The 25,882-nt window shown below is 60.7% G+C and carries 22 protein-coding genes, 1 tRNA gene and 1 pseudogene; 16 read left to right on the forward strand and 8 right to left on the reverse strand.

Translation table 11 applies throughout. The annotated features are described in order from the left end of the window. Positions 1-309: 309 nt before the first annotated feature. Positions 310-1,008, reverse strand: coding sequence for a flagellar hook assembly protein FlgD (locus tag AS156_RS11135; protein WP_066503688.1), 699 nt, complete (start codon positions 1,006-1,008; stop codon positions 310-312). A gap of 10 nt (positions 1,009-1,018) precedes the next feature. Continuing rightward, positions 1,019-2,599, reverse strand: coding sequence for a flagellar hook-length control protein FliK (locus AS156_RS11140; protein WP_136626138.1), 1,581 nt, complete (start codon positions 2,597-2,599; stop codon positions 1,019-1,021). 320 nt (positions 2,600-2,919) lie between these two features. Between AS156_RS11140 and mnmA the strand changes: the two genes are divergently transcribed. From mnmA to AS156_RS11160, 4 genes are all read left to right on the forward strand, one after another. Then, the gene (mnmA, locus tag AS156_RS11145) at positions 2,920-4,116 is read left to right on the forward strand and encodes a tRNA 2-thiouridine(34) synthase MnmA (RefSeq protein WP_066503690.1); all 1,197 of its coding nucleotides are present in this window, start codon (positions 2,920-2,922) and stop codon (positions 4,114-4,116) included. A 16-nt stretch (positions 4,117-4,132) separates the two neighbouring features. Next, a complete protein-coding gene (locus tag AS156_RS11150) occupies positions 4,133-4,771 on the forward strand; it encodes a class I SAM-dependent methyltransferase (RefSeq protein WP_066503692.1) in 639 nt (212 codons plus the stop codon). 53 nt (positions 4,772-4,824) lie between these two features. After that, a complete protein-coding gene (locus AS156_RS11155) occupies positions 4,825-5,196 on the forward strand; it encodes a hypothetical protein (RefSeq protein ID WP_066503693.1) in 372 nt (123 codons plus the stop codon). Between the two features lie 116 nt (positions 5,197-5,312). Next, positions 5,313-5,389, forward strand: a tRNA-Met gene (locus AS156_RS11160). Here AS156_RS11160 and AS156_RS40455 read toward each other — a convergent pair. Together AS156_RS40455 and AS156_RS41915 are read right to left on the reverse strand one after the other, a co-directional pair. Next, the gene (locus AS156_RS40455; RefSeq protein WP_082747481.1) at positions 5,346-6,977 is read right to left on the reverse strand and encodes a recombinase family protein; all 1,632 of its coding nucleotides are present in this window, start codon (positions 6,975-6,977) and stop codon (positions 5,346-5,348) included. The genes AS156_RS11160 and AS156_RS40455 overlap by 44 nt on opposite strands. Continuing rightward, positions 6,916-7,194, reverse strand: a complete 279-nt coding sequence (locus AS156_RS41915) for a hypothetical protein (protein WP_136626139.1) — start codon at positions 7,192-7,194, stop codon at positions 6,916-6,918. The genes AS156_RS40455 and AS156_RS41915 overlap by 62 nt, the downstream gene beginning before the upstream one ends. Before the next feature lie 578 nt (positions 7,195-7,772). On the opposite strand from AS156_RS41915, the gene AS156_RS11185 reads away from it, so the two are divergent. The 7 genes from AS156_RS11185 to AS156_RS11225 all read left to right on the forward strand — a co-directional run bounded on the left by AS156_RS11185 (position 7,773) and on the right by AS156_RS11225 (position 16,908). After that, positions 7,773-9,206, forward strand: coding sequence for an aspartate ammonia-lyase (locus AS156_RS11185; protein ID WP_066503699.1), 1,434 nt, complete (start codon positions 7,773-7,775; stop codon positions 9,204-9,206). 30 nt (positions 9,207-9,236) lie between these two features. Further along, the gene (locus AS156_RS11190; RefSeq protein WP_066503700.1) at positions 9,237-9,515 is read left to right on the forward strand and encodes an MFS transporter; all 279 of its coding nucleotides are present in this window, start codon (positions 9,237-9,239) and stop codon (positions 9,513-9,515) included. 497 nt (positions 9,516-10,012) lie between these two features. Then, positions 10,013-11,116 (forward strand): SMODS domain-containing nucleotidyltransferase, encoded by a 1,104-nt coding sequence (locus AS156_RS11200; protein WP_082747431.1) that lies wholly within the window; start codon positions 10,013-10,015, stop codon positions 11,114-11,116. Then, entirely contained in the window at positions 11,113-11,622 is a 510-nt protein-coding gene (locus tag AS156_RS11205; protein WP_066503704.1) for a hypothetical protein, read from the forward strand. The genes AS156_RS11200 and AS156_RS11205 overlap by 4 nt, the downstream gene beginning before the upstream one ends. Before the next feature lie 1,658 nt (positions 11,623-13,280). Continuing rightward, positions 13,281-14,759 (forward strand): hypothetical protein, encoded by a 1,479-nt coding sequence (locus tag AS156_RS11215; RefSeq protein WP_136626140.1) that lies wholly within the window; start codon positions 13,281-13,283, stop codon positions 14,757-14,759. Between the two features lie 402 nt (positions 14,760-15,161). Next, the gene (locus AS156_RS11220; RefSeq protein ID WP_066503708.1) at positions 15,162-15,836 is read left to right on the forward strand and encodes a DUF6088 family protein; all 675 of its coding nucleotides are present in this window, start codon (positions 15,162-15,164) and stop codon (positions 15,834-15,836) included. 10 nt (positions 15,837-15,846) lie between these two features. After that, positions 15,847-16,908, forward strand: a complete 1,062-nt coding sequence (locus AS156_RS11225; protein ID WP_066503709.1) for a nucleotidyl transferase AbiEii/AbiGii toxin family protein — start codon at positions 15,847-15,849, stop codon at positions 16,906-16,908. Positions 16,909-17,254: 346 nt separating this feature from the next. On the opposite strand, the gene AS156_RS43275 is transcribed toward AS156_RS11225, so the two are convergent. Then, positions 17,255-17,521 (reverse strand): hypothetical protein, encoded by a 267-nt coding sequence (locus AS156_RS43275; RefSeq protein WP_210184213.1) that lies wholly within the window; start codon positions 17,519-17,521, stop codon positions 17,255-17,257. Positions 17,522-17,737: 216 nt separating this feature from the next. On the opposite strand from AS156_RS43275, the gene AS156_RS11235 reads away from it, so the two are divergent. Beyond that, positions 17,738-20,017: a UvrD-helicase domain-containing protein gene (locus tag AS156_RS11235; RefSeq protein WP_245312751.1), complete on the forward strand. Its 2,280-nt coding sequence runs from the start codon at positions 17,738-17,740 to the stop codon at positions 20,015-20,017. 7 nt (positions 20,018-20,024) lie between these two features. Beyond that, positions 20,025-21,221, forward strand: a complete 1,197-nt coding sequence (locus AS156_RS11240; protein WP_066503712.1) for a PD-(D/E)XK nuclease family protein — start codon at positions 20,025-20,027, stop codon at positions 21,219-21,221. A gap of 54 nt (positions 21,222-21,275) precedes the next feature. Here the strand turns inward: AS156_RS11240 and AS156_RS45755 are convergent. The 3 genes and pseudogenes from AS156_RS45755 to AS156_RS44240 all read right to left on the reverse strand — a co-directional run. Beyond that, positions 21,276-21,536: pseudogene (locus AS156_RS45755) on the reverse strand (Y-family DNA polymerase); the annotation flags it as partial. Continuing rightward, the gene (locus tag AS156_RS44235; RefSeq protein ID WP_283807912.1) at positions 21,511-22,182 is read right to left on the reverse strand and encodes a group II intron maturase-specific domain-containing protein; all 672 of its coding nucleotides are present in this window, start codon (positions 22,180-22,182) and stop codon (positions 21,511-21,513) included. The pseudogene AS156_RS45755 and the gene AS156_RS44235, both read right to left, overlap by 26 nt. Beyond that, positions 22,140-23,060, reverse strand: a complete 921-nt coding sequence (locus AS156_RS44240) for a reverse transcriptase domain-containing protein (RefSeq protein WP_283807916.1) — start codon at positions 23,058-23,060, stop codon at positions 22,140-22,142. Before AS156_RS44240 ends, AS156_RS44235 begins: the two co-directional genes overlap by 43 nt. Positions 23,061-23,853: 793 nt before the next feature. On the opposite strand from AS156_RS44240, the gene AS156_RS11250 reads away from it, so the two are divergent. From AS156_RS11250 to AS156_RS11260, 3 genes are all read left to right on the forward strand, one after another. Continuing rightward, positions 23,854-24,375 carry a thermonuclease family protein gene (locus AS156_RS11250; RefSeq protein WP_066503713.1) on the forward strand — a complete coding sequence of 174 codons (522 nt, stop codon included), beginning with the start codon at positions 23,854-23,856 and terminating at the stop codon, positions 24,373-24,375. 109 nt (positions 24,376-24,484) lie between these two features. Next, the gene (locus AS156_RS11255) at positions 24,485-24,676 is read left to right on the forward strand and encodes a hypothetical protein (protein WP_066503714.1); all 192 of its coding nucleotides are present in this window, start codon (positions 24,485-24,487) and stop codon (positions 24,674-24,676) included. 126 nt (positions 24,677-24,802) lie between these two features. Next, positions 24,803-25,843 (forward strand): IS110 family RNA-guided transposase, encoded by a 1,041-nt coding sequence (locus tag AS156_RS11260; RefSeq protein ID WP_066503720.1) that lies wholly within the window; start codon positions 24,803-24,805, stop codon positions 25,841-25,843. Positions 25,844-25,882 lie beyond the last annotated feature (39 nt).

Here is a 25,882-nt window from a genome sequence, read left to right on the forward strand (position 1 = left end):
GGCCCATGGGTGCGATCGGCACCCGGCTTTCCCTGCGCCCTCTGCTAACGAAGAGGGCGGAACGAAATGCAAAGCTCGGACAAAGGATGTCGCGAGAATGCGAACGTACGACTCATTAGCGGTTCAACACATTCGCTGTCGTCCCTGCGAAAGCAGGGACCCATAACCACGAATGTCTATTGTTGTGCGAAGCTGGAACGACGAATCTCCATCACGACAACCGCCGCGGAATATGGGTCCCTGCTTTCGCAGGGACGACATATGGATATGCGGTGACGGTATGCGCTTAGTTCACCTCGCTGGCGCGACTCAGCTCGTCGTCGTGCGCACCACGCGCTTGACCTTGTCGGTGGTGTAGGTCTGGCCGCCGATCGAGAGCAGGGGCGGGGAGGCGGTCAGGTCGACCGAATCGACCATGCCCTGGACTTCGGTCGAGATCGAGACGCTGTTGCCGCTGGCATCCTTGCCGGTCGCGGTCAGCGTGTAGGTGCCGGCCGGCCACTGCGTGCCGTCGTTGCCCTTGCCGTCCCACACGAAGCTGGCATTGCCCTGGGTCAGGGTGAAATTGCCGGAATAAGCGGTCTGGCCGGTCGCGTTGGTGATGGTGATCGTGGCGTTGGTGTTCTGCGGCGCGGTCAGATTCCAGGTTGCGGACTTGTTGAACTGCGCCTTGCTGCCGTCGACGGCCACGGTGTTGCCGACATAGACCAGCGCCTGCGTCGATTGCGCGCTCTTCTCGATGTCGATCAGCGACTTTAACGCATCATTCGACTTCAACTGCTGCTCGACGCCGGCGAACTGCACCAGCTGCTGGGTGAACTGGTTGGTGTCGAGCGGATCCAGCGGGTTCTGGTTCTGCAGCTGTGTCGTCAGGAGTGTCAGGAAGGTCTGGAAATTGTCGGCAATGCCCTTCGTCGTTGATGACGACGATCCACTGCTGGAGCTTGATCCGGTGTTGGTCCCTGGTGCCGAAGTGACCGGCGTCGGCATGGTTGCATCGACTGACATCGTGAATTCCCTACACTCGGATATCGACGCCGCCGAGCGCGCTGGAGGCGCGCCCGTAAGAGCGGCTGGCGCTGGCGGCGGGAACGCTGTCGTCTTCGCTGACGATCAGGCGGTGCGCGTTCGGATTGGACTGGCTGTTGTTGTTCTGACCCGACTGCGACTGGTCGCGCAGGCTGAACTGCAATCCGCTGTTGCCGGTCGACAGGCCGGCGTTGTCGAGCGCGCGCTGCAGCTGGTTGGCATCCTGGCGCAGCATCTGCAGCGTCTCGGGACGCTCGACGGTGAGGTGCGAGGTCACCTGGCCGTTGCGGTCGACGTCGATGCGAACATCGATACGGCCAAGCTCGGCCGGGTCCAGCCGGACTTCGAAACGGCTCTTGCCGCTCTTGGCGGAGGCCGCGATCTGCATCGCAACTCCGGCGAGCGGCACGGCGGCATTCTGCGTCGCGGCCGCGACGGTGAGTTGCGGTGTTGCGGCCGCCGTTGGCTGTGTGGTCGGCAATTGCGGCTGGATCGCGTTCGCGGCCTGCGCGCTGGCATCGGGCGTGTTGAGTGCCGTCTGTGCTGCCGTGTGGCCACCGATCGTCGGTGTCGGCGCGGCGTTGCCGTCGGCGTCGGCCTTGACGGCATCGGCAGTGGCGTCAGCGGCCTTCGCCTTGCCCGCGACGGCATCGGCCTGGGTGACTGCGGGAACGACTGCTGTCGGAGGTGCGGCGGCGGCGTTGTTCGGACCGGCCGTGCCATCCGGATCGGCGGTTGTGGCGGCGGCCGCGTCCTTCGCAGGCGCCAGTGTCGCGGCGTGCGTGGTCACTTTCGGCGCGGGAGTGGCATTCGCGACGGTTGCGGCCAGCGCTGCGCTGCCGGTCGCCGCAGCGGTACCCTTGGCCGTGGCCGCATCGGCGCCGGTCACGACCTGGGCCTCGGTTTTCACGCCGGCCGCTTTGGCGACATTGCCGGCATTGGCGGTGGCGGTCGCCGCCGTGGCCGTGTCGGCGGCATTTGGCGCGCCGGTGCCGGCGATTGCCGAACTCGCCGCAATCGCTGCCGCCGCGATCGCCAGCGGTGCCGCGGGCTTGTCGGAGGAAGCAGCGGTCGAGGCTGCGGTCGCTGTCGCGTCGGCGGGTGCAGCCGTCGCCGGAAGCGCGGTGGCGACGGCATTGGCCGTCGTCACATTGGCCGGGTTCTGTTGCGCGTCGGTCTGGGTGGTCGGCGGCTTGTTGTCGGTGGATTGGCCGTTCGCGGCCGACGTGGAGTCGTCCGACTTCGATTTCGACTTGCTCTTGCGCGGCGTGTCGCTGCTGTCGGTAGCCTTGCTGTCGTCGCTCGACGAGCGGCTGGGCGCCGCGGTGGTGTCGCGCGTGTCCGTCGACGATGGCGACGACGGATCGTCGGGCCGGCGCGAGGGCGCGGTCGAGGTGTCGTACTGGCGATAGTCGTTGCTGGCAGCATTGTTGTTGTCGACCAGCGCGGCAAAGCCGTCGCGGCCCGACTGTTGACCAGGGTCCGGCCGCGTCGAACGCCGCGTCGCGCCCTGAAAAGACAGGCCTGCCAATGCTTCTGACGTGACGCCGACCACAGCCAACCCTCGCAATGAGACTTCCGGCCTCTTGCCAGCAAGGACCGGGCCAACCCTCAGGTTGAAAAATATGCATTTATTTCAATGGCTTGAGTTGCGGTTTCGGAACCTTGAACGGGTTCCCTTTTTGCCCGGCGGCAAGATTTGCCGTCTGCGCGCGGCATTCGGTCGTTTGCGCCGATTGCCTCCCCGGAATACGGCCTATATTAGAGAAGGCCTCCGACGCGTCCCGAACCGACCCTGGGTGCGTTCCAAGGCTCTCTGGATAAAGGCTTTTTTCAATCCCGTCGCGGAGCCTGCGAAGCTTGCCGCGATACGATCGATGACCCCTTAAGATGCGCAACAACCTGGATATCGAAGGCCGCCCTGAGGACACACGGATCGTCGTCGCCATGTCTGGCGGCGTCGACTCCTCGGTGACGGCTGCCTTGTTGAAGTCGCAGGGGTACGACGTGGTCGGGATCACGCTGCAGCTCTACGACCATGGCGCCGCGACCCATCGCAAGGGCGCCTGCTGCGCCGGCCGCGACATCCACGATGCGCGCAATGTCGCCGAACGGATCGGCATCCCGCATTACGTGCTCGACTATGAGAGCCGCTTCAAGCAATCGGTGATCGACAATTTCGCCGACAGCTACGCGCTCGGCGAGACGCCCGTGCCGTGCATTGAGTGCAACCGGTCGGTCAAGTTCCGTGACCTGCTCGAGACCGCGCGCGAACTCGGCGCGCAGGCGCTCGCCACCGGCCACTATGTCGCCTCGCGCCCGCTTGCCAGCGGATCGCGCTCGCTGGTCTGCGCGGCCGACGCCGACCGCGACCAGAGCTATTTCCTGTTCGCGACCACGCGCGAGCAGCTCGACTTCCTGCGTTTCCCGCTCGGCGACATGACCAAGCCGCAGACCCGCGAGCTGGCGCGCCGCTTCGGGCTCGAGGTCGCCGACAAGCAGGACAGCCAGGACATCTGCTTCGTGCCGACCGGCCGCTACACCGACATCATCGGACGCCTGAAGCCGAACGCGATCGCGCCCGGAGACATCGTCGATCTCAACGGCAACGTCATCGGCCAGCACCAGGGTATCGTTCATTTCACCGTCGGCCAGCGCAAGGGGCTCGGCATCGCATCGGGCAGCCCGCTCTATGTGGTCAAACTCGATGCGGCGGCGCGGCGCGTCGTGGTCGGGCCGCGCGAGGCGCTGCGGATGGACCGCATCGCGCTGCGCGACGTCAACTGGATCGGCGACGGTGCGCTCGATTGCGTGATCGGCGACGGCATCGAGATGTATGTCCGGGTCCGTTCAACCCGCGCGCCGCAGCCGGCCTGGCTGCGCGCGGTCGATGGCGGCTACGAGGTCGAGCTCGTCGTCGGCGAAGAGGGCGTGTCGCCCGGCCAGGCCTGCGTGTTCTACGATGCTCCGTCGGGGCAGGCGCGTGTGCTTGGCGGCGGCTTCATCAAGAGCGCGAGCGCCAGTCGTGTGGCGCGGGCAGCGACGCGCGATGCGACGGTGCCGCTCGCTGAGGCGGTTCGGGGATAGGGGCTTCGGGGCAGGAATGGCTGGGGACATCGACCGCGACGGGGTCGAAAAGGCGTATGGCCGCTGGGCGCCGATCTACGATCTCGTGTTCGGCAAGGTGTTCGATCAGGGCCGTCAGTCGACGATTGCGGAGGCCGATCGGATCGGCGGACGGGTGCTCGACGTTGGCGTAGGGACCGGACTGTCGCTCTCGGAATATTCGCGCACGACCAAGCTGTGCGGCGTCGATATTTCCGAGCCGATGCTGCGCCGGGCGCTTAAGCGCGTGCGTGCGCTGGGCCTCAGCAATGTCGAAACGCTGGCGGTGATGGACGCCAAGAACCTCGCATTTCCCGATGCCTTCTTCGACGCGGTGGTTGCGCAATATGTCATCACCGCGGTGCCGGATCCGGAGGCCACGCTGGACGATTTCGTCCGCGTCTTGAAGCCCGGCGGCGAATTGATCCTGGTCAATCATATCGGTGCCGAAAGCGGGCCGCGCCGCATCTTCGAGCTCGCTTTCGCGCCACTGGCGCGGCGGCTCGGCTGGCGTCCGGAGTTTCCGTGGGAACGCTTGACCAATTGGGCCGCCGAACACGGCGGGGTGACCCTTGCGGAACGGCGGCCGATGCCGCCGATGGGACATTTCTCACTGATCCGTTTCCGCAAATCGTGAGGTTGCGACGATTCTAATCGGGAACATCGGCACGCCAGCGCCGTTGGCTCGGCATGCGGATCAATCGAACACTCGCTTTATCCTGTGTGCTGGTTGCGGTCCCCGTCGTGGCCGCCGCGCAGGCGCCGCCCGCGCCGACAACGCCGCCGGCTCAGACCGCGCCGCCGGCGCCTCAGCGTCCCGCGAATTGCGCGCCGACGCAGCGGTCGGGCCATCCGGGTCCCAACCCGAACGCGTCGGAGGGAACCACGACCGGCCAGAGCACCGAGCCCTTGGGCGACAAGCTCGCCAGATCCGATGGCGTGTTGTGTCCGCCCTCCGGGGTCGACCCGGAGATGCGCGCGCCAGCCCCGGAAGGCGGCAATACGCCGGTGATTCCGCCGCCCGGCAGCCCCGGCGGCGACCCATCGGTGCGGCCGAAATAGCGCCTGTCTCCAATACATTGCAACAGAGGCCTGGTTTGCTTGACAGGCGCGTCCGCCCCTCTTTATATGCCGCGCGTTCGCGCCCGCGGCACCCATGCCGCCGACCGTGACGCCGTGGCGGGGTAGCTCAGCTGGTTAGAGCACGGGAATCATAATCCTGGGGTCGGGGGTTCGAGTCCCTCTCCCGCTACCATGTATGACCCACTATCGCGGTGGGCCTGCGGAAAAGCGTCCCCGCCGATTAGCGCGGCGAGCTTGCCTTTCACTTCGACCTCGAACCTTTCCCGTGGTCCCTTCGGGTGGACCGTGACGCTGTGCACAAGTGCCCGAAAGTCGTCGATCAGGGAACCGCGGTCGTCCTTCGCCTCGGTGTGGCTGGCCATTGTCTCCGCAAGTGCGTTCACCGTGCTGATGTAGCGGTCCAGGGTCGCCGGATGGAGCGCGACGGGGACTGGAGCTTCTTCGAGTGCGGCCAGTTCGGCCTCGACGCGCAATCGCTCTTCCTTCAGCTCCGCGATCCGTTGCTTGGCCTCCTCCTCGGAAATTACGTATTTAACCACGAGGTCAATGTTGCGTTGCCGCTCGCCTTCGATCCGGTCACGCTTCGCCTCCAGTCGCGCACGCGCTGCGACCGCGTTCCTCGCAAGTCGCTCCCGTTCACTGTTGTAGTTGCGTACATAAGTCTCGATCAGCTGCGGGTCTTTCAGTTCTTCCGCCATCCCGCTGAGTACAAGTCTTTCGATGTCGCGCAGGTAGATGATCCTTCGGTTCGAACAACTCCCGCTCTCACGGACCACTGAACAGCGAATCCTGGTCTTTCCAGTCTTGTCACGGTCATGAACCGACATCCCCGATCCGCAACAACCGCAGCGAAGGAGGCCGGAGAGGAGATGCGGCGCCCGTCGCTTCACGTGGCTGGCCAAGTGGCTCTTCTCGGTTTTCAGAGCGCGAGCCTGCTCCCAAACGAGCTGTTCGACGATCCGTAGCTGAGGCGCCTCGATGCTCTGCCAATCATCACGAGGGTTTGGCCGGGATAGTCGTTTGCCGGTGTCAGGATCCTTAACCATCCGGACTTTGTTCCAGACAATCCGACCAACATAGAGTTCGTTGAAGATGAGCCCGGCTCCACGTTGAGCGTTGCCGTTGATCGTCGACGCGTTCCATCGCCGGCCCCGCGGTGGACGAACGTTTTCTCGGTTTAGATCGTGTGCGATGTCCCGGGGCGTTCGTCCGGCGGCGTATGCCGTGAAAATACGTCGGATGATCGCAGCTTCGTCTTCGACTATTTCGAGTTCACCGGCTTTACCGGGAACGGCTCGATATCCGTAGGCGCACCCCCCCGCGTGTCGACCGTCACGTACTACGCCGGCCATGCCGCGACGGACCTTCTTCGCTCCATCTTCGCGCTGCATCTGTCCAACGAGGCCGCGAATTCCAATCAAGATCGAGTCTGCGGTGCCGTCATGAACGGCTTGGATTTCGATCCCCTGGAAAGATAATCTTTTGTGGATGCCGGCCAGGTCTTCCATGTCACGAGAAAGCCGATCCAAGGCTTCCACAATGACAACCGTGAAGCGCTGTTGGCGCGCCGCATCCATCAGCTGCATCAAACCATCGCGGCCAAATACAGACGCCCCAGAACGGGCCTTGTCCTCGAAGGTCGCAACGACGTTGAGTTGATGACGGGCCGCATAGGCCCTACACAGAGCGATCTGATCTTCAGTCGACTTTTCGTTTTGAAGCTCGGTCGAGAACCGAGCATAAATTGCTGCTGGCTTCATCTTGAACACCACCGCTGATGCGCTTCTCGCTGGCGGCGTCAATATGAGTTTTCATCAGCCGCTCGTTCTCGAAGAGATGATCGCGCCTCGCATCGGCGATTGCAAGGGCTTCAACAATTTTGAACAAAGCAGGATCTATTTCAGGTGGGTTTGCACACTGTGGTGCATGAAAAACCCCCTTCGTCTTCGCACGCGTCATAACAGCAAGATGCTGCATGCAGTCCAAAAAGGGCAGGTCGCTTAAACATCGATCGCAAAATTGGATATGATTGAAAACAAAACGGATGGATTCTTTTTGGTCCGAAGCTCGTGCGGTCCGTGGTCATTTGTGGAAGCCGTAGGCGGACAAGATACCAGCCGGCTTGCCTTGAACCTGAGCGATGTGCCCCGCCGGGCTCATGATCTAGCTGATGATCTCTGAGGCGGTGTGGCCTTAATGTCCGCGTGGCGCGACCGAGCGCCAGCTGAATGACGTAGACGTCGATGGTCTGCTCGATCAGACCCGACGAGACCGTGACGTTACTGTCCTTCGCCTTCTCATCGATGCAACTGATCATGCGCTCGCCTCGCGACGGAGAGGACCATCCGCTCCATGCCTCATCAGTGCGGTTCGCCACATGCTGATCAGCCGGCTCACGGGAATGTGCTGCAAGAAGATAAGCGTAGCTTATACAGTGCTTAAATTCGACTAATTCATTGATAAATCGATTAATCTTCCTTTTTGATCTGCTTACTCTGACGGCGCGAATTGAGTTCGCGCAAATCACCAAATAGCAAATCGAAAGTTGCGTCGTCATGAGTCAGACACGGATCGAGAAAGACAGTCTCGGCCAACGAGAACTGCCTGTGGACGCGCTCTACGGCATCAATACCGTTCGGGCTTTAGAGAACTTTCCGCTAACCGGCCGCACGATCGCGACACTGCCCGGATTTGCCGCGGCAATGGCGATGGTCAAGGAAGCGGCGGCGCGTGCCAATCGGGAGATAGGCGCGCTCTCGGCGGACCGAGCAGAAGCCATCATCAAAGCTTGCCAGGAGATTCTTGCCGGAAAGCACGATGCTCATCTTGTTGTCGACGTTCTCGAAGGATCGGGTGGCACCTCATGCAACATGAACGTCAATGAGGTGGTCGCAAATTTGGCTGCGAGGCTGGCCGGCAAGCCGGCGGGTGACTACGCGTTCGTCCATCCAAATGAGCACGTCAATCTCGGTCAATCGACCAATGACGTGGTCCCCACGGCCATGAAGCTTGCTGTCTTTCGTGCGCTGGAGGGGGCTTCCCTTGCCTTGACGCAATTGGCGGACGGCTTCTCGGAAAAGAAGAAAGAGTACTCCGAAACACTTCGCCTTGGGCGGACATGTTTGCAGGATGCCGTGCCAATGCTGCTCGGTCAGACCTTCGGGGGGTATCAGGCGGTCATAGAACGCCATGCCAAACATTTGGAGGATCTGCGCCGTAAACTGTTGACAGTCCCGCTCGGAGGAACCGCGGTTGGAACAGGACTGAATTCGAGACCGGGCTACAAACAGGCGGTCTTCCGCCACCTATCGGTTCTGGTCGGCCATGAGGTCAGACCGACGCCCGATGCGTTCGACGGAATGCAGAACCTCGACACGTGCGCCCGTCTGTCAGCCGAGCTGCGAAATTCCGCAAATTCTCTCTGGAAGATCGCCAATGACCTAATTGTGCTCTCGTCAGGTCCAGGCGGCGGTATCGGAGAAATCGCGTTACCGGCCGTTCAGGCTGGGTCCTCGATAATGCCTGGCAAGGTCAATCCCGTTATTCCTATGGCGGTTTGCCAAGCTGCATTTGCCATCTGCGGGAACGATGCTGCGATCGCAATGGCGTGCCAGCAGGGAATGCTGGAGATCAACCATTACGAACTACTGATCTGCGATCGCCTGATCGATTCGATCACTCTCCTCCAGCGTTCGGCGACGATCTTCCTCGAACGGTGCGTGCGCGCGCTGACGGCAAACGAAGAGCGATCCTGGCAGAACCTGCTGGCGTCGAGTGCGCTGGCGACTGCGCTAGTGTCCGAGCTCGGCTATGAGCCCGTCGCCACGATCGTACGCGCGGCACTGGCTGAGCATCGATCATTTCTCGATGTCGCTGTCGAGCGCGGATTGCTGCGTCAGGAAGACGTGCGCTCGGCCATCCGCCGAGCCGCCGTTGAGCCGCCAGGCGCGTCGGGTGATGCAAATTCTCTGAAGATGCAAATTCTCTGAAAGAGAAAATCAAAATTCTGGGAGGAAGCGATGAGCGAGGTCCAAGAGGGCTCGGGGGTTCGGTTTGAAGATGCTCCCCTGCGACAGTTCCATCTTCACGCCGGGTTTAACGCCTGTGGCGGACAGTTTGCCGACGGCTTTGAACTCGGCATTATCGGGATCGCTGTTGCGATCGCGGCGACTCAGCTGCACTTGTCGGCGACCTGGGTGGGCTTGCTGGGCGCCGGCGCCTTGGTCGGATTGTTCTTCGGCAGCTTGCTCACCGGCGTGATTGCCGACCGCTATGGCCGGCGATGGATATTCGGCTAGTCGCATTTGCAGTTACACGACTTACCGGAACGGTCCCGTTCAAGACCGCTCGCGCGCTCTTGGGCGCTCTTGGGCGCTCGTCAGCACTCGTTCCTGACAGGCGACTGACACGCGGGAAGAAAGAGACGTTTGCGGCAGATTTCTGCGCTTTTAGAAATTGGCACCGAGCTTGGGAGGTGCCGCTGTTGCCGGCGTGCCGGCAGCGAGAAGGGGGCTTCCCGCGCCATTCACCGGCCGCTTAGGGCTGCGCCTCCCAGCGGCCGGTGGAGCGCATGCGCTGCGCTGCACACCTCTTCGCGGCCATGGACATCCTGGCGACCCGATGCCGTCGGCACGATTCGGGCGCCGACTCGCCAGCCGCGAAGCCCCAGCGTTGCCGAGTCAATTGGAAATTGCACGGTTTGCCTCGTTTGATTCTCGACGCGATGCCCTGGGTCGGCTTGCGGCAGCCATAGGCAATCACCATCTTTTGCCGAATTTAACCCGAAGGCGATCGCATGCCGTTGCCGACCGACAACCCGTTCAATGTTCTGCTGAGCCTTAGTACGTCTTCGTCTTCGCCGCTTGGAAGCCTCTACGGCGCGTCGGAGCAGTCCGCCAACGCCGGTATTTTCGGCTCAGGGCTCAACGGCCCGTTCGGCTTGCCGGCACCGACCAGTCACGTCAATGCCCTGACGCCGTTCCTGACGCCGCCCTCCATTCCGCCGCACCTCTGGTTTTATGTGGTCCGGCGGTTTCAGGCGATCTTGAACAACATCGCCGTCACCACCGCGCAGCGCGAGGACGGCGAGAAGAAACATGCCGGCGTGCGGTCTGCGCTGAACCGCCACTACTGGAACGTCGCGTCGGATACTGCGAACAGCTTGCTCATCGGGTCATGGGGCAAGGACACACGCGTTCGGCCCTCGCGCGACGTCGACATCCTCTTTCTGCTGCCTCCCAGCGTCTACCGTCAGTATCAGTCGCGCACTGGCAATCGCCAATCGGCCCTGCTGCAGGAGGTCAAAGAAGTCCTGCGCACGACCTACAGTCAGACTGCGACCTTGCGTGCCGACGGGCAGGTGGTCCTCCTGCCGTTCAACACGATGCCGGTCGAGGTGGCGGTGGGGTTCCGCTGCACTGACGGCAGCATCATCTACTGCGATACGAATGACGGCGGCAGTTACAAGACCTCCACGGCCGAGGCCGAGGTGGCTGACCTGCGCACCACCGATCTGACCTGCAATGCCAACGTGCTGCCATTGGCGAGGTTGATGAAGCAGTGGCAGCGCGAGTGCAACGTGCCGCTGAAGTCGTTCCAGATCGAGAGGCTGGCGGTCGAATTCCTCCGGAGCTGGAGTTATCGCCATCATTCGCTCTTCTACTACGACTGGATGGTGCGCGACTTTCTCGGCTTCATCATCGGTCGTGCCAACACCACGCTGTTCATGCCGGGCACCTTCGAAGCGGTGCCCCTCGGCGACGCCTGGCTGAGCCGAGCGCAGACGGCCTACAAGAACGCTGTCAGTGCGGCGGACAACGAGTACGGCAACTACGAGGCCCTTGCCGGTCAGGATTGGCAGAAGATTTTCGGCGCGGCGGCGCCGGTGTTGGTGTCATGACGGACCCTGCGCAGGCCTTGATTGACGAATGCCGGCGGCAAGAGGAGAACTGCTCCTACACGGCGACTAGCTTCATCATCTGGCTGCGCTGGCTTCGGTGGATGAGGACCTTCTGCCTTGCGGCGCCCGTGGTTTTCGGTGCGCTGGCGACCTGGAAGGTGCTTGAGCAGTCCTCCGTCTGGGCTGCGGTGTTCACTCTGCTGGCAACGGTGATACCGCCGACCTACAAAGCTTCCCGCCTCGATGACACTATCAAGGACTACGAGATGATGTCGGGCGAGTTCACGAACATCAGGGATCGCTTCCGTCAAGCGGCGCTTGTCCATTCGCAGAAGCCCTACCCCGAGTTTGAGGCCATCACCAATCAACTGATTGGCCGCCTTGAGAAGGCACGGGCCCGCAGCCTCGCGCCGCCGCAGTGGTGCTTTAAGCTGGCGCAGAGGCAGATCCAGGCCGGTCATTACGTTCACGACTACGACCAACGTCGGCAAGGGGATGGCGCCTAGGGGAATGGCGCGCCGAACAGGCCGGGCTTTGGGCTGTGCCCGGAGCCGTTATTCGTCTCCCCGCCCATTCGGGCAACAATCCCTCACGCGAGCGCTGTTGAACTTCTCGCCGGAGACACTCGGTCAAGCATCTGCCTGCGGCACCGCTATCACTGATGCATGCGCCGGGTGCCGTTCCAGCCCGGTCTCGTCGTTGCATTCGGTCCCGCATCCCGCTTCGCGGCGCTATGTTGGTGCTCTTGCGGCTGCATTTCTGCCGGCCTTCGCATTGCTTCGGCCTACTGGGCCACACCAATCCGGCAGCCTCAAGGCCAAGCCCTGCGGACGTTCCGTAGCCTTGACCCGTCCGGCTCGGTGCAGGCAGGGGGCTTATCATTCGCCAGGCCGAAAACCGCCTAGCGAGATCAAAGCCGACAAGCAATGATCGGTTCGCCCACTAGCATTCGACGCGAGCATAGCTAGATATATCCCTTTAAGTTGTTGGAGGTTTTATGCCGCATAAGTTGAAAGGGCGCGACGGGGTCTCGGTCACCATTCCGGACGGGGGCCACGGGCTACAGGGCAACGACGGGCACATGGTGGCGATCCCGAAAGGTTATCACGGTCTACAGGGGCGCGACGGGCGGATGGCTGCCATCCCTCAGGGTGGGCACGGTTTACAGGGTCGGGATGGTCGGATGGTGGCGATCCCGAAAGGTTATCACGGTCTACAAGGGCGCGATGGACGGATGGCCGCCATCCCAGCCGGTGGTCACGGTCTTCAAGGACGAGACGGACGTATGGTAGCAATTCCGAAGGGCTGTCACGGATTGCAGGGGCCTGACGGGCGAATGGTGGCGATCCACCCAGGCAAGCACGGCGTGCCAGACGCGAACGGCAGAATGCGGAACAAGTAGGGTTCTGGGCTTGGATTCTGTAGTCAGATCGCACGGTCGTCACGATCCAACGGTGGACGATCGCGTTTCTCGGCATTCACTCGCCGCAGAAACTTTATCGCGTCGCGGACTCAAGATTCCTAGTCTCAAGCTCTTCGCCGTCACCCTTTAGGCCCATGGATGCGCAAGGGTTACCGCACTTCTGCTTGATGACTTCTGCGATGCGCTCAGGAGGATCGTATCGGAACGCATCTGCGTACCCACGCACGTGCCGAAGGCTTGGGCTGTAAGCAAATAGGCTTCTTCCGCAAATGAAGCTGTTGCTGTGGCGTGGAGGAAAGCCACTGCTAAAATGTACCGCATCATCCCCTCCGGTCAATGGGGACACTAATGACAACCGATGTGATCCTCAACGGTAGACTTCTCGTCGTAACGCTGCTGCCGTAAGTCTGGCGGCGGTGACTCCCTTTAAGCTCGCTGAGTGAAGCCGGGGCCGGGCAAGGCGGGGAAATAGGGCCCGGTGTCGAATTAAAGGACCAATTAGGATTTGTACGACGTCTCTTTTCGAATCCCTGCGATTCCGTTTTGCATAGCTCGTCACGACGGTTGATAAGTGAGGGAGCTCTACTGCGGCGAATCGGGCTGACCGTCCTCGTGCCCGGGTGATCAGAATGAAGAGCTTGTGCGAGCGCTATAAGACAGACCAGCTCACCCTAGCCGCCGTGGCGCAAAGGGTAGGCGTGCCGATACAGTACCAAGGCGATTCAGCCAGCGAGGATGAACATGGCTGCTGAAGGCGATCAAACACCGAGCTTGGGGATCGAGGTGCCCTTTCAACTCGGCATTGCGGGTTCCGACATCGACCTCAGCAATGCTGACGAGCGTGAGCGATGGCTACACGGGCAGCCCATTGAAGTCGCGATGGTGATCGCGGCACGTGCGGCGCTGAGAGCAGTGCCAGGCCTTTCGTTAGCCCGAGGCTCAAGCGGAAGCCGATTGACGAGACGCAGGGTGATCTTACGTGTCTTTCGAGCGGTTGCTGCTGCTTGGGCCGTATCAGCGTTCCCGGGACGGCGAGATGTCTTAGCTAGTGCCGCGAGAAAAGCGGTGTCAGGGCTTGGAGATGTTCAGGCAGCGCCGCCCGAACGCGCCGCAGCGTATGCGTTAGCAACTCTTCTGGCTTCGAACAGCGATGCTTCCGCGCGAGCGACAACTTGCATCAGCTATGCATTAGACATGGCGGGGGAGAGAGGGCAACTGGCCTTCGATAGCATGTTGAACGCTATTGTGACTGACGCAAATCTGCTCCGAGAGAGGTACATCTCCGTAACGATAGCCACTTCGCAGCTTTGGCCTAGTCGGCCGCCCGAGTGGGTGCGAGAGCCGTGGGAAGAACTAAAAAATTCGCTTATCGCAGAGAACGAAGGTTGGCATGTTTGGTCGCTCTGGTACGAGGCTCGACTATTTGGGCATGTGATACGGGAGCCGCTCGAAATCGCCCGCGCTTTGATCCCCGACGAGCTTTGGAACCAAGAGCCCCGCATCTTGAACACGCGCATTCAAAAACTGGTCGATGAGAACGGGGCCACAGGAGGCGAACCAAGATTACAAGGCGTGAAAGCTGTGGGAGCGGCGGGCACAATCAGGCCATTGGCGTCTAGTCCGACAAGTGCGGAGCGTTCGGACGCTGAGGTAGGCACGATCCGTAGCCAACTTGAAATTGCAGCGGCTGCAGAGGTCGTACCAAATCCGGCAGTCGAGGCGGTGGCTCTACAAATCAAGAGCAATCCGCGGATGTTCGAGGAGGCCGCTCGCTTCGCAGCTAAGTCGATAGAGCGGGAATTAGAGACTTTAGCTGCAAAGATTCCCAATGAGCCCGGTGCCCTTGAAGGATACCACGAGGTTAGAGCTGCTCTACAAAGGCTTCAGAGTGGATTCGAGGACCTTGCGTCGTCCGTTGGGGAAGCCAGAGAGGTGGCGGACGCGTCTGAGCAGACGGCCTTATTAAGAAAGGTTGTGCGCACGGCTAGGGCAATGTGCGAAGGCTTGGTTGATTGGTTTGTTGAACACGGCAATAGGTCCGGGCGCGTCATCGCTGAACTCGGTCTCGCCGGTGTAATCTCGGGGACGCTCAGTTATTACACGGGTGTTCCACCAATGATGACCTTTCCGGTTACGATAGCCGCAATGTCTGGGCAAAGTGTTTGGGAGGCGATCAAGGCCTTCGCTCCGAACAAGGACAAGACAGGCAAGAGCGACTAAACGGCCCTGCTTCGATTTCCTTTTCCATGCCGACTACTTTGACGTGCTGACGACCTATATGTCCGAACGGTCTTCTGCCATTACTTAAATCGTTCCTCGGCCTATCCACCTCCCTTGCGCCGATCGGCGAACCGCGCGTCCCCATCTTGGCGGGAGACCGAATTCCACGGCAGCCCGCTAATTCAGGGAAGAAATAGTCTGTTCGGTGCTCTCTGGTTCCATCTCCGAAATGTTTTTTGAACAGCCGGCATTATATAAGTATTTGTAATATATTAATTTTCTTTTTTCTTTCGTAAGAAATTTGCTGTCATTTTCTTACCAGCGGTCTGCAAGAAATATGTTGCATTTTCCTTACGATCCGTAAGAATTAAGCAGCATATTTCTTACGGAGGAGGTGCCTCAATGGCCAGCGTCGCAAATCGCATCTACGACCGGATGAGCCAAAGCGAACAGTCCACCAAAGTGTGGACCGCACGCGATTTCGCGGACACCGGAACGCGGTCGGCGATCGACGTTGCCCTTCACCGCCTCCGTCACGACAACCGAATACGTCGCATCGATCAGGGTCTTTACGATCTTCCGCGCAAGAACCAGCTCACGAAGAAGATCTCACCACCAGACTACAAGTCAGTGATCCAAGCGGTCGCCAGACGGGATGGTGCCAAGGTCTTGGTCGACGGAATAACCGCAGCCAATAATTTGGGCCTCACCAACGCCGTACCGGCGAAGGTCGTCGTATGGACGGACGCTCGCGTGAAACCGATAAAGCTCGATCAAATGGTTATCGACTTCAAGCAAGTCGCACCAAGCCGCCTTTTGTGGGCCGACCGACCCGCCGCTCAAGTCGTACAAGCTCTCATCTGGCTGCGCGATGTCCTCCCATCAGATGGGGCCAACATCATGAAGCGCCTGAAGTCCATTCTGAACCAGGGCGATACCGGCGACCAAATTCGCAAGGACCTGCAAGACCACCTAGGTGATCTGCCAGACTGGCTCGTGCCTGTCGTCAAAGACGCGCTAAAGCCAGACGATAAAACCCAGATCAGCGATCCATCTCAGTCTTCAGGCAGCCCTTAGAAAGTCGATCATGAACGACCTGTCGCAGATCACCCGTGCGAGTGCCGAGGATCGACGAGGACTGTTCCAACAGGCAGGACAGCGCTTGGCGTGCGCACCCGAGAACATCGAGAAAGACTTCTGGGTCTGCTGGACCCTCGACGTCCTCTACAACAAAGCTGGCATCAAGCCCCGATTGCTCTTCAAGGGCGGCACGTCCCTGTCGAAGGCTTTCGATCTGATCCAGCGATTCTCCGAAGACATAGACATCACCGTATTCCGCACCGACTTGCTGGGCGAGGATTTCCCCTCCGACGATGAACTTCGCGCAATGGGGTCTAAGCAACGGAGCCGAAAACTCGACGAGATCAAGGAGCGTTGCAGTGGATTCATCAACGGAGATTTCCGAGACGCCCTTACGAAAGTAGCCGCAAGCGAACTCGAAGGCCACAAGTTCAAGATCGAGCCAGACACCGAGGATCCGGACGGCCAATCGCTCCTTTTCCACTACCCGAGTGCGTTCACCGGCTCAGACGAAGGCTATGTTCGACGCTTGGTAAAGATCGAATCGGGGGCCAAATCGGCGCTCGATCCTCATGAGGCCAAGACCATTGCGCCATATTCCGCCACAGAGGCGGAAGGATTGAACTTGGCAGTGTCAAACGTCCTTACGATCAAGCCGGGACGCACGTTCTGGGATAAGATCATTATCCTCCACGGACAGCGGCACTGGTTCGAGAACAAAGGCTCTCTCTACAAAGACGGGCAGCGGCTCTCGCGCCATTACTACGATGCGTACCGGCTCCTTGCCTCAGATCACGGCAAGAGCGCGATCACGGACCTGGAGCTCGCCGAAAGCTGCGCTCAACACGCCCGTCTTTACTTCAATCGAAAGCCTCTCGACCTCGACCTAGCCGCTCCTGGAACGTTCGGTATCGTGCCAGCCGGCGGAATGCTCGCGCCGCTAAAGACGGACTACGAGAAGATGGCCGGCATGATCTTCGGCGAAGTCCCGCCGTTCGATGAGATGATTGAGCGAATAGCAGAGGCGGAAACGACCTTGAATACCAAACCTAACCCTGAGCCCGCGTAGAACAGCCGGCAACGCGGACGACTTCAATATAATCCGTCGGCGGCAGCCTTACCTGATCGGCCGGCGTGTCGCAGACGGAAAGCCAGGCATCGATTCCATATCCTGGTGGAGCGAGTTCTGTTCGAATTGCCGCGAGGCTGGAGCGCAAAGAGCGAAATCTGTTGCGCCGGACCGGGAGGACCCGGGGGAGCGAGGAGCCACTGCGGAGGCGGTGGAGACAAAGGTCCAGCAGGAGTTGCTGGAGAGACCGGCGGCACAGGCAGCGCGGGTGCTCCCGGATCATATGGAGATGTTCGCGGGTTTCCTCCAGGATGGTTGCGCAGATGAATATGGGCCTTCGACGGGTTCACCCTTTCTTGCCTGAAGCCGGACTAGGCGCCGGTGGGATTGCGGCTGGTGCGGTTGGAGGCGCCGCCTTGGGCGCGCCGGCGATCGAGGATTTGACGATGATCATGCTCGTGCCAGCCAGAAGGAAGAACCCCAACAAGACCCACATCGCGGCCTGCAGGACGTCCACACCCGGCTTCTGGAGGCGAAGTTTGACCGCTGGCCAAATGCGCAAGGCGCGTCCATCTGCAAATTTCATTTGCAGTTTTCGAGGCCATTTTTTCATTTCTTCCCGCAGTTTTCCGGGGACATAAACGACTGATGGATAAGGGACAACTTCGGATTGATCCGGCTATATTCTCCCTGAGAGAATCGGGGGAAATTGCACTTGGAAGTCGGGGATTTCGTTGACCTGATTGCACGGGTTCTGGGAGCGCGGCGGCGTCCGAATCAGGAGCAGCGCGCCTGCATCGTGGACGATGGCGCGTCTCCGCTGCTGATCGTGGCCGGTCCCGGATCGGGAAAGACGACGGTGCTGGTGCTGCGGGCGCTTCGACACGTCGTGGTCGACAGGATCTCTCCCGAGAACATCATGATCACGACATTCACCCGAAAAGCCGCGAAGGAAATCCGCACGCGGCTGATCGAGTGGGGCATCCCGCTTCTCGAGGCCGCCGCGTCCGATCCGCGTGCCGATGCTAGCCTGCGGGATTTCTTGCGCGATGTCGACATCAACAGGTTCGTCACGGGCACACTCGACAGCATCTGCGAAGAGGCGCTATCGGAGGCGAGAGGGCCGGCGGAGCGTCCTCCGGTCGTTGTCGAGGCCTTCGTCGCTAATCAGATTCTCGCGAGAAGGGGCGAGATCTACGACGCCTTCCAGAACATGGGGGCAGAATTCCAGGATTATCTCGGCAAATATAGCAGCTCAGGCGACGCTCCCAACACGCTCGGCGACATGACGCGCGTGGTCAGAACGCTCGTCGACCGTTTCGTGCAGGACGAAGTGGACGAGCGCGGCTACGTGGCGCGCGGTCGCGATCTGAACGCGAGGCGTGCGGTTGCCGAAATCTATCGAAAGTACAGGGACTATCTGCAGTCGACCAATCAGATGGACTTCCCGACCCTCGAACGGGTCTTTCTGGATCGGATCCGCGGGGCGTCTCCGCCCGGCCTGGTCGGCAACCTCCGGGCCATGCTCGTCGACGAATACCAGGACACCAATCCCTTGCAGGAGCGCATCTATCTGGAGTTGGTCGCCCGATCGGGTGCGGCGCTCACGGTGGTCGGCGACGATGATCAGTCATTGTACCGTTTCCGGGGAGCGACCATCGAGTTGTTCAGAGACTTCTGCGCCCGTGCAGGGCAGGCTCTTCCGAACACCGCGCCTCGCATGCTCTACCTGATCCAGAACTACCGCTCGACGCCCGAGATCGTTGCGTTCTTCAACGCCTTCGTTCAAAACGATCCGGACTTCGCCGGCGCCAGAATTCAGCCGCCCAAGCCCGGCATCGTGGCGAACAGGCCATCGGAGAATGTACCGGTTCTCGGCATGTTCCGAGACGATGCGGCGACGCTCGCCACGGATCTGGCCGATCTTCTCCAGGCGGTCTTCCGCGGCGGTGGCCGGCCCGGCGATGCGCAGCTTGCGGAAGCGATCAGGGCCGCGCCGAATGGCGGTGATCTCGGAGACGCGGTATTCGTCGCCCATACCGTCAACGAGTATCGACGCGCGTTCATGGGAAATCCGGCGTCGGAGCGGCTGCCGTTCCGCCTTCGTGGAGAGTTGGAAAGCCGCGGGATGTTCTGCTTCAACCCGCGCGGTCGGGCGTTGAAGGACATCGACGAAGTCCAGCGCATACTGGGCCTCTCCCTCGAGGCGCTCGACCCCTCCGACCAAGCAAATCCCGACGGCAGGATCGTCGGAGCGATGCGGATCACCAATTCCGCGAAGGACGTCCTGCGGCGTTGGCGCAGCGCCGCGAGGGCGTTCGTCGCCACGAACCCGCGCGCCGCCATCCAGGGAGGCGACAGCCTGCGTCGCGTCATGCAACGCTGGCAGGAGCGGTTTTCGATCGGCACGCGCGAGGCAACGGAATGGCCGGTGCTAGACATCCTCTACAGCTTCCTGCCCTGGATGCCCGCGTTCCAGGATGACCCGGAACATCAGGTCTATCTGGAAGCGGTTTCCCGGGCCGCCGCGCAGGCCGCCACCTTCTCGCCCTACCGATCGCTCGTTTTGATCGATGAGCCGCACCGGACACGCAGCATCGAGTCCACCATCCGCGACATCATCGCTCCGATCGCCGACGATCTCGTCGAGGTGGACGAGGACATCATGGCCAGCGTCCCGCGCGACCGGCTGAACATCATGACCATCCATCAGGCCAAAGGGCTCGAATATCCGTTGGTCATCGTCGACGTGGCGTCCGACTTCAAAACCAATCACCCGAAGCAGCGCTTCCGGAGGTTTCCGGATTCGCCCTCGTCGGTCACCGAGATGGAGGATGATCTGGCGCGATGCACGCCGATCGGAAATCTGCGGATGGCAAGGACCGCCATCCAGCGGAGCTTCGAGGATCTAATCCGACTGTATTACGTGGCCTACAGCAGGCCGCAAAGCGTTCTCCTTCTGGTGGGATGTCTGCCTTGCCTCCGCTACAATACGACCATCAAGAACATCGCCACCTTCTGGACGCGCGGCAGCGATTGGGACTGGCGGCGACCGGTGCGCGGCAACGCTCCGTCGATGGCGAACAACATTCCTCTTACTTTGATTTGAGCAGAGCATGGAGCTTCCGATCAAACCGCCCGACCGGGTCGTCCCGGAATACAGCCTGACGGGAGACCTCCTGTCCTACCGGCGCTGCGCCATGCAGTACCGCTACTACAATGGCAGCGCGTTGCCGCCATCCCGTCCGGTCCAGATGTGGTACGGCGAGTTCATCCACGGTGTTCTGGAAGGTGCTTTCGGGATGTGGCGGGCGAATCCCGGGCGATATCCATTTCCTTGGCCGTCCACACCGATTCCGGATACAGGCGCGCCGGCGCCTCCTCCCGATGGTCTTGCGCCGAACGACCTTCGTGTCATCGGATGGCCGATCGAACAAGCGCTCGCCTACGAGGGAAAGCGCGCGCGAAGTCGCCGGGCGCGCGTCTCGGCATATCGGCGCGCGGAGGCGGCGGTCAACATGCTCGGGCCCCACTTGTTTCCGTTGATCGCCGATGCTGAGCAGAAGGTGATCGGCACGCGTCCGCTTCCGAGCCCGACGCCGGGCACGATGCTCCGATCCGAGCGATATGCGCTTCACGGAGTCATCGATGTGCTGACGAATGTCGAGTTGGCAAGCGTCGGCGAGGGAAACATCATCCGGGATGCCGTGAGAGCGGCCTGTCCCGACCTGCAGGGGATGTTCGAAGTCATCGTCGACTACAAGGGGTCCCACCGGCCGCCGCTTGCCGAAGACTACTGGCAACTCGGCGAATGGCAGGTCCAGACCTACGCTTGGCTGCGCCAACGGCAGCAATTGGGTTATCCGGTCGCTGCCGGGATACTCATCTACGTCAACGAACTCGCGCCCGGGTCCGACGACATCAGAAGGATGAGGAGCGCGATCCAGAACCGGCAGACCGACGTCGCTCCGACCCGCGGCGACCCGGACTACTATGCATTGAACACGTGGACGGCGGGCGCAGCACCCCGCCTGAGCGCCGCCTTCCGATACAGGCGCGCGATCCGGGTCATTCCGGTGACTCAACAGAGCATCGACAACGCCACGCAGCAGTTTGACCAGATCGTCGCGGAAATCGAAGGACGAGTGCGGGACGAGGAGATCAGGGGAAGCATTCGCAATACATGGCCGCCGACATGCGACTCGCTTGAGACTTGCATCGCATGCGACTTCCGGCATTTCTGCCCCAGGCCGGCGGGAACACGGCAACAACTCGCCACGGCAGAGGCCGCCGGGGACGATGACGACGTCTGATCAAGCCTTTTGCTTCTTCGCCTTCTTGGCCTTCGTGGCCCCTCGGGCGGAGGAACAATTTCGATCCTTCGTTCGGCTAGGTCGATCAAGCTGACGTGTTCCCACCATTGTAAACCGAACCCCGAACTTGCGCGCCTCGTAACTTGCAGCGGCAACCACGCCGTGCTCCTTGGATCCGCACACAGCGACCGGTTGGCCGCGCAAGTCCGGATTGTCCCGCTGCTCGACTGACGCGTAGAAGGGTAGAGTAGGCGATGAGCGCCAATTCCGCCTTACGGCGGATGGTTTCTCATCGCCTCTCGCCGAACCGGACATGCGCCTTTCGGTACGCATCCGGCTCTCCAGAAGATATTGCAAAAGGAGGCGGTTTCATCCAACCAAGGAGAAATCGGGTTATCGAAGTCCAAGCGAGAACATACTGCTCGCGTGGTCCTTCTCGCCAAAGACGCCTTGTCGGGCGGCGACCGCTCGGTCCAAAAAACCGCATCATGTCGCGTGCCCGCGCTTTCCGGTACTTCTTGCGAAGCCAACACCAGATGCGGCGTGTCACGAACCAGTCAATAGCCGTGAACACTTTGCCCGCTCTGGCGCAGTGGCGATAGTAGCCAGCCCAGCCGCGAAGAATGAAGTTCAGTTCTTCGAGTTTCTGACCGAGGGTCACTAGGTTCGTATTGACCTTTGTGAGCACCTTGATCTTGTGACGCAGATCAGCGGCCTTTGCTTTAGGGATTTCGACACGGGGAAAATATCCGTATCGCGTATCCCATCGCATCGCGACGTGGAATCCGAGAAACTCGAATCCCTCTGTCACTGGCGTGATCTTTGTCTTTTCCGGTGACAGTTCGAGGCCAGTAGTCTGGCGCAGGTAGTTAGCCAGCGCTTCTTTCTCTGCGATGGCATCCTCCTCTGTCCCAGACACTAGAACAACGAAGTCATCGGCATATCGGATCGGGAAGAACACGCAGCGTCCAGCCTTGTGATCCCGACCCCGTGCTCCTCGTGCCGCCGCTGCCCCATCGCTGAGGCGGCGGTCTGGAGTTTTGACCGGTGATACGTCCATCTCTCGTAACGTTCCTCGATCGCGCTAAGCGCGATGTTGGCAAGCAACGGGGAGATGATCCCACCTTGAGGCGTGCCGTTGTCTGTGCGCAGGAATTGATCCTCCGCCAAGACTCCGGCTTTCAGAAACTTTCCGACCAACCCCACGACCCGCCGGTCGGCCACGCGTGTGCGCAGCCTATCCATGAGATGGTGATGGTTGATGTTGTCGAAACAGCCCTTTATGTCGCCTTCAATGATCCAGTTATACGGCATTCGGTGCCGTCGGCTATCCTGATCCCGCTTTCGCGGTTGCAGGGATTGCCTGATATGCTCCAAGGCGCCGTGCGTGCTTCTGCCGGGACGAAACCCGTAAGAAACAGGCCAGAATTGCGCCTCGAAGATTGGCTCGAGAACTGCTTTGACCGCGCCTTGAACGACGCGGTCCTTTACCGTGGGAATGCCCAAGGGCCGGAATTGCCCCGGTTTACCGGGTTTGGGAATGAGCTTCCGCCTTGAAGGACTCGGATGGTATGTGCCGGAGCGCAATTCCCGCCGAATGCCTTCAAGAAACTTCTGCTCACCTTTCCTTTGCCGGATGCGATCCACGGTAATCCCGTCGACGCCGGCGGAGCGCTTACCTTTGTTGGTAGAGACGCGCCGCCAAGCGTGTCGGATCATGCGGTCGTCAGTAAGCCAACCCCATAGATCCCGCCACGTTTCGTCGGGATTTGCCTTGCTTTGCTGATAAAGCCTGCGTTGAACGTCGAGTACCCAAGCCTCATCGGCCTGATAATCCATGTCCACAGATTGCTTCCCCGTCATGCAGACCTATCATCTTCCTGCTTTCCTTCGCCCTGTGCGCGGCTTTCCCGCGCCCTGACTACTACGAAAGCTCCGCCCTCGGTGTCGTCCATCTTCTGCCGTCGCGACTAGCCCGATTCCGTGCCGGGCAGACGATCCGAGTTCCCGTGTTCCGATCTCCAACCTTTGTGCCGTTAGGCGGTGAGCTCTACCCCTGGCGATACTGGAGACAGGCTGAGAGAGCCGCTCCTGTCTCGGGCACGTTGCACGTGTCCAGCAGCAGAGATGGACTGAACCCTGCCGCTTCTAATCGCGTTACCTCCAGTGCCATCACACTTGAGGAGGCGTTATCGATAAATACAGAGGCTTCCGGCGCTCACTTCGTTGTCTCGCCATAGACACTGCGGTAGCTCGGCCTGCGAGTGGTGGCTCGCATCCGATACAGTTAAGGCTGATCTGCTTATGGCACCCAACCGGCGACGCCCGGTCGAGCTTTTCAGCCCCCTTTCGACTGTCGCTCTTTCAGTCGAGACGACATTTCAGTCGTCGGTAGGAAATCAGCGAGCGTAAGAGATGCTACTAAGTCATGTTTCACCTCTCTCGCGCCTTCACGGCGCACCATCCATATCGATATGGATGATCTTGCGGCCTCGCACCTCCGCGGTCTTTTGATCCCGATCCGACGATCTCTGCGCTAATTGTACGACCAATCCGCTCGCACTTCGGAGGACAGGAGCGAAAACAAGCACTGATCTTCGCCGGATGGTCAGCTTGCTGCAAGGTCCTTAGCATGCGTCGAATCCCCGTGGCATTGATGCTCGTCCATCTTTCGAGCATGGCGTTGGCCGATCAGTTCGTCGGGCAGGCCAGCGTTATTGACGGCGACACCCTGGAAATACATGGAACGCGCGTCCGGCTTTGGGGCATCGATGCGCCGGAGAGCAGCCAGCTGTGCCGTGGCGAAGACAGTTTACAGTATCGTTGCGGTGCGCGGGCTGCGAATGACCTGGATTCCTTCATTGCGCGGCGTGTCGTCCACTGTGTCCCCATCAACCTCGACCAATATGGCCGCACGGTCGCGACCTGTTCAGTCGGTGGGGTGGACCTTGGCAAATGGTTAGTGCTTAACGGGCTTGCGCTGGATTGGCCTCAATACTCGAAAGGCAGATTTGGGGCAGCTCAGCGCGACGCCGAGCGAGGCGGCCGCGGGATTTGGAAGGGCAGCTACGTCGAGCCTTGGCTCTATCGCGCCTGTATCCGCTTGAACGGAAGCCCGTCTGCCTGCTCAGATGACACAAACTCGCATCCCTGATGGATGGAGGCGGACAATCCGGTCGTTACCAGAAGTGACGCTAGCTTGGTTGGGGCGACTCACGCTACCAAATCGCTCTCGATTGCCTTTACTGCACGACGGGGACAACATGGTTGCAGCCACTCCTAGATTGCCAGCTTCGGGTTATGCTCTTGAAGTGGATGGCCGGCTGAAAGTTGAATTTACCACCCGGGACGGCGCCATGGCGGGTGGAGAAGAGCTCAAGAAGCGTTTTCCAAGGCTGCAGATTAGAATCTATGACGCGGCAACCAAGGCTCGGGAGGAAATCCGGATTCCCTGAACTTGCCTGTTTGTGCGCGTGCGGCTGACGCCGCACCCGGGCTCTCGTGTTGGGGTGGACGGCCCCCTTCCGCCAATCTGCGTGGCAAGATGAGGTCGTCGATGACCTCAAACGAAGGAGCCGCCCGTGGAAACGATTGTTCGCATCGGTCTGGATACGTCGAAGAGTGTATTTCAGCTGCATGGCGTTAACGGAGTGGAGGAGCCCGTTTTACGGCGCAAGCTACGGCGCAGCCAGCTTCTGGAGTTCTTCCGGCGTTTGCCGCCCGCGTTCGTCGCGATGGAGGCTTGCGGAGCGTCGCATTATTGGGCGAGGGAGCTACGATCGCTCGGGCATGAGGTGGCGATGATCCCGCCGCAATATGTCAAGCCGTATGTGCAGCGCGGGAAATCCGACGCCGCGGACGCTGAGGCGATTTGCGAGGCAGCGAGTCGACCGAAATTGCGCAAGAACTTTGTGCCTATCAAAAGCCCCGAGCAGCAGGGCGCGCAGATGTTGGCGCGTGTGCGCAACCAGTTCATCGGCAGACGGACCCAGCTCGCCAATTCGATCCGTGGCTACGCCGCGGAATTCGGCTTTACCGCGCCCAAGGGGCTTTCGCGGCTTCAACAATTGCTGATCGACATTCAGGCTGACGCGACAGTCCCCGACTTGACGAAGGAGTTGGTGGATGCTTTGGCAGCAGAACTGGCGCGTGTCGATGGCCAGATCGCCAAGCTCGACAAGAAGCTCATGCAACTCCACCGGAGCAACGAGGTGAGCCGACGGCTGGCGGCTATCCCGGGCGTCGGTCCGATCGGTGCGACGCTGCTGTCAATCAAAGTAGTGGATGCACGCGGGTTCAAGTCGGCCAGAAACTTTGCCGCCTGGCTTGGCCTGACACCAAAGAACCATTCAACGGCCGGAAAGAACAGGCTCGGCGTGATTACACGCGCCGGCGACGGCATGTTGCGAACTGTTTTGGTGGCTGGTGCGACGGCGGTGATCGCAGATATGCGACGACGCGAGGGTCGCTCTTGGCCCTGGCTGAAAGATATCATCGCGCGCACGCCGCCGAAGCTGGTGGCCATAGCATTGGCAAACAAGCTGGCGCGGATCGCCTGGAAGCTGATGGTGAGCGGCGAGCAGTACCGACCTGCAAGCAGCGTCATGCCGATGCCGACATAGACTTGAACGAAATGCAAAGCTTGGCGCCAGACCGGCAGG

The organism is Bradyrhizobium macuxiense (genome assembly GCF_001542415.1).
Lineage (GTDB): Bacteria > Pseudomonadota > Alphaproteobacteria > Rhizobiales > Xanthobacteraceae > Bradyrhizobium > Bradyrhizobium macuxiense.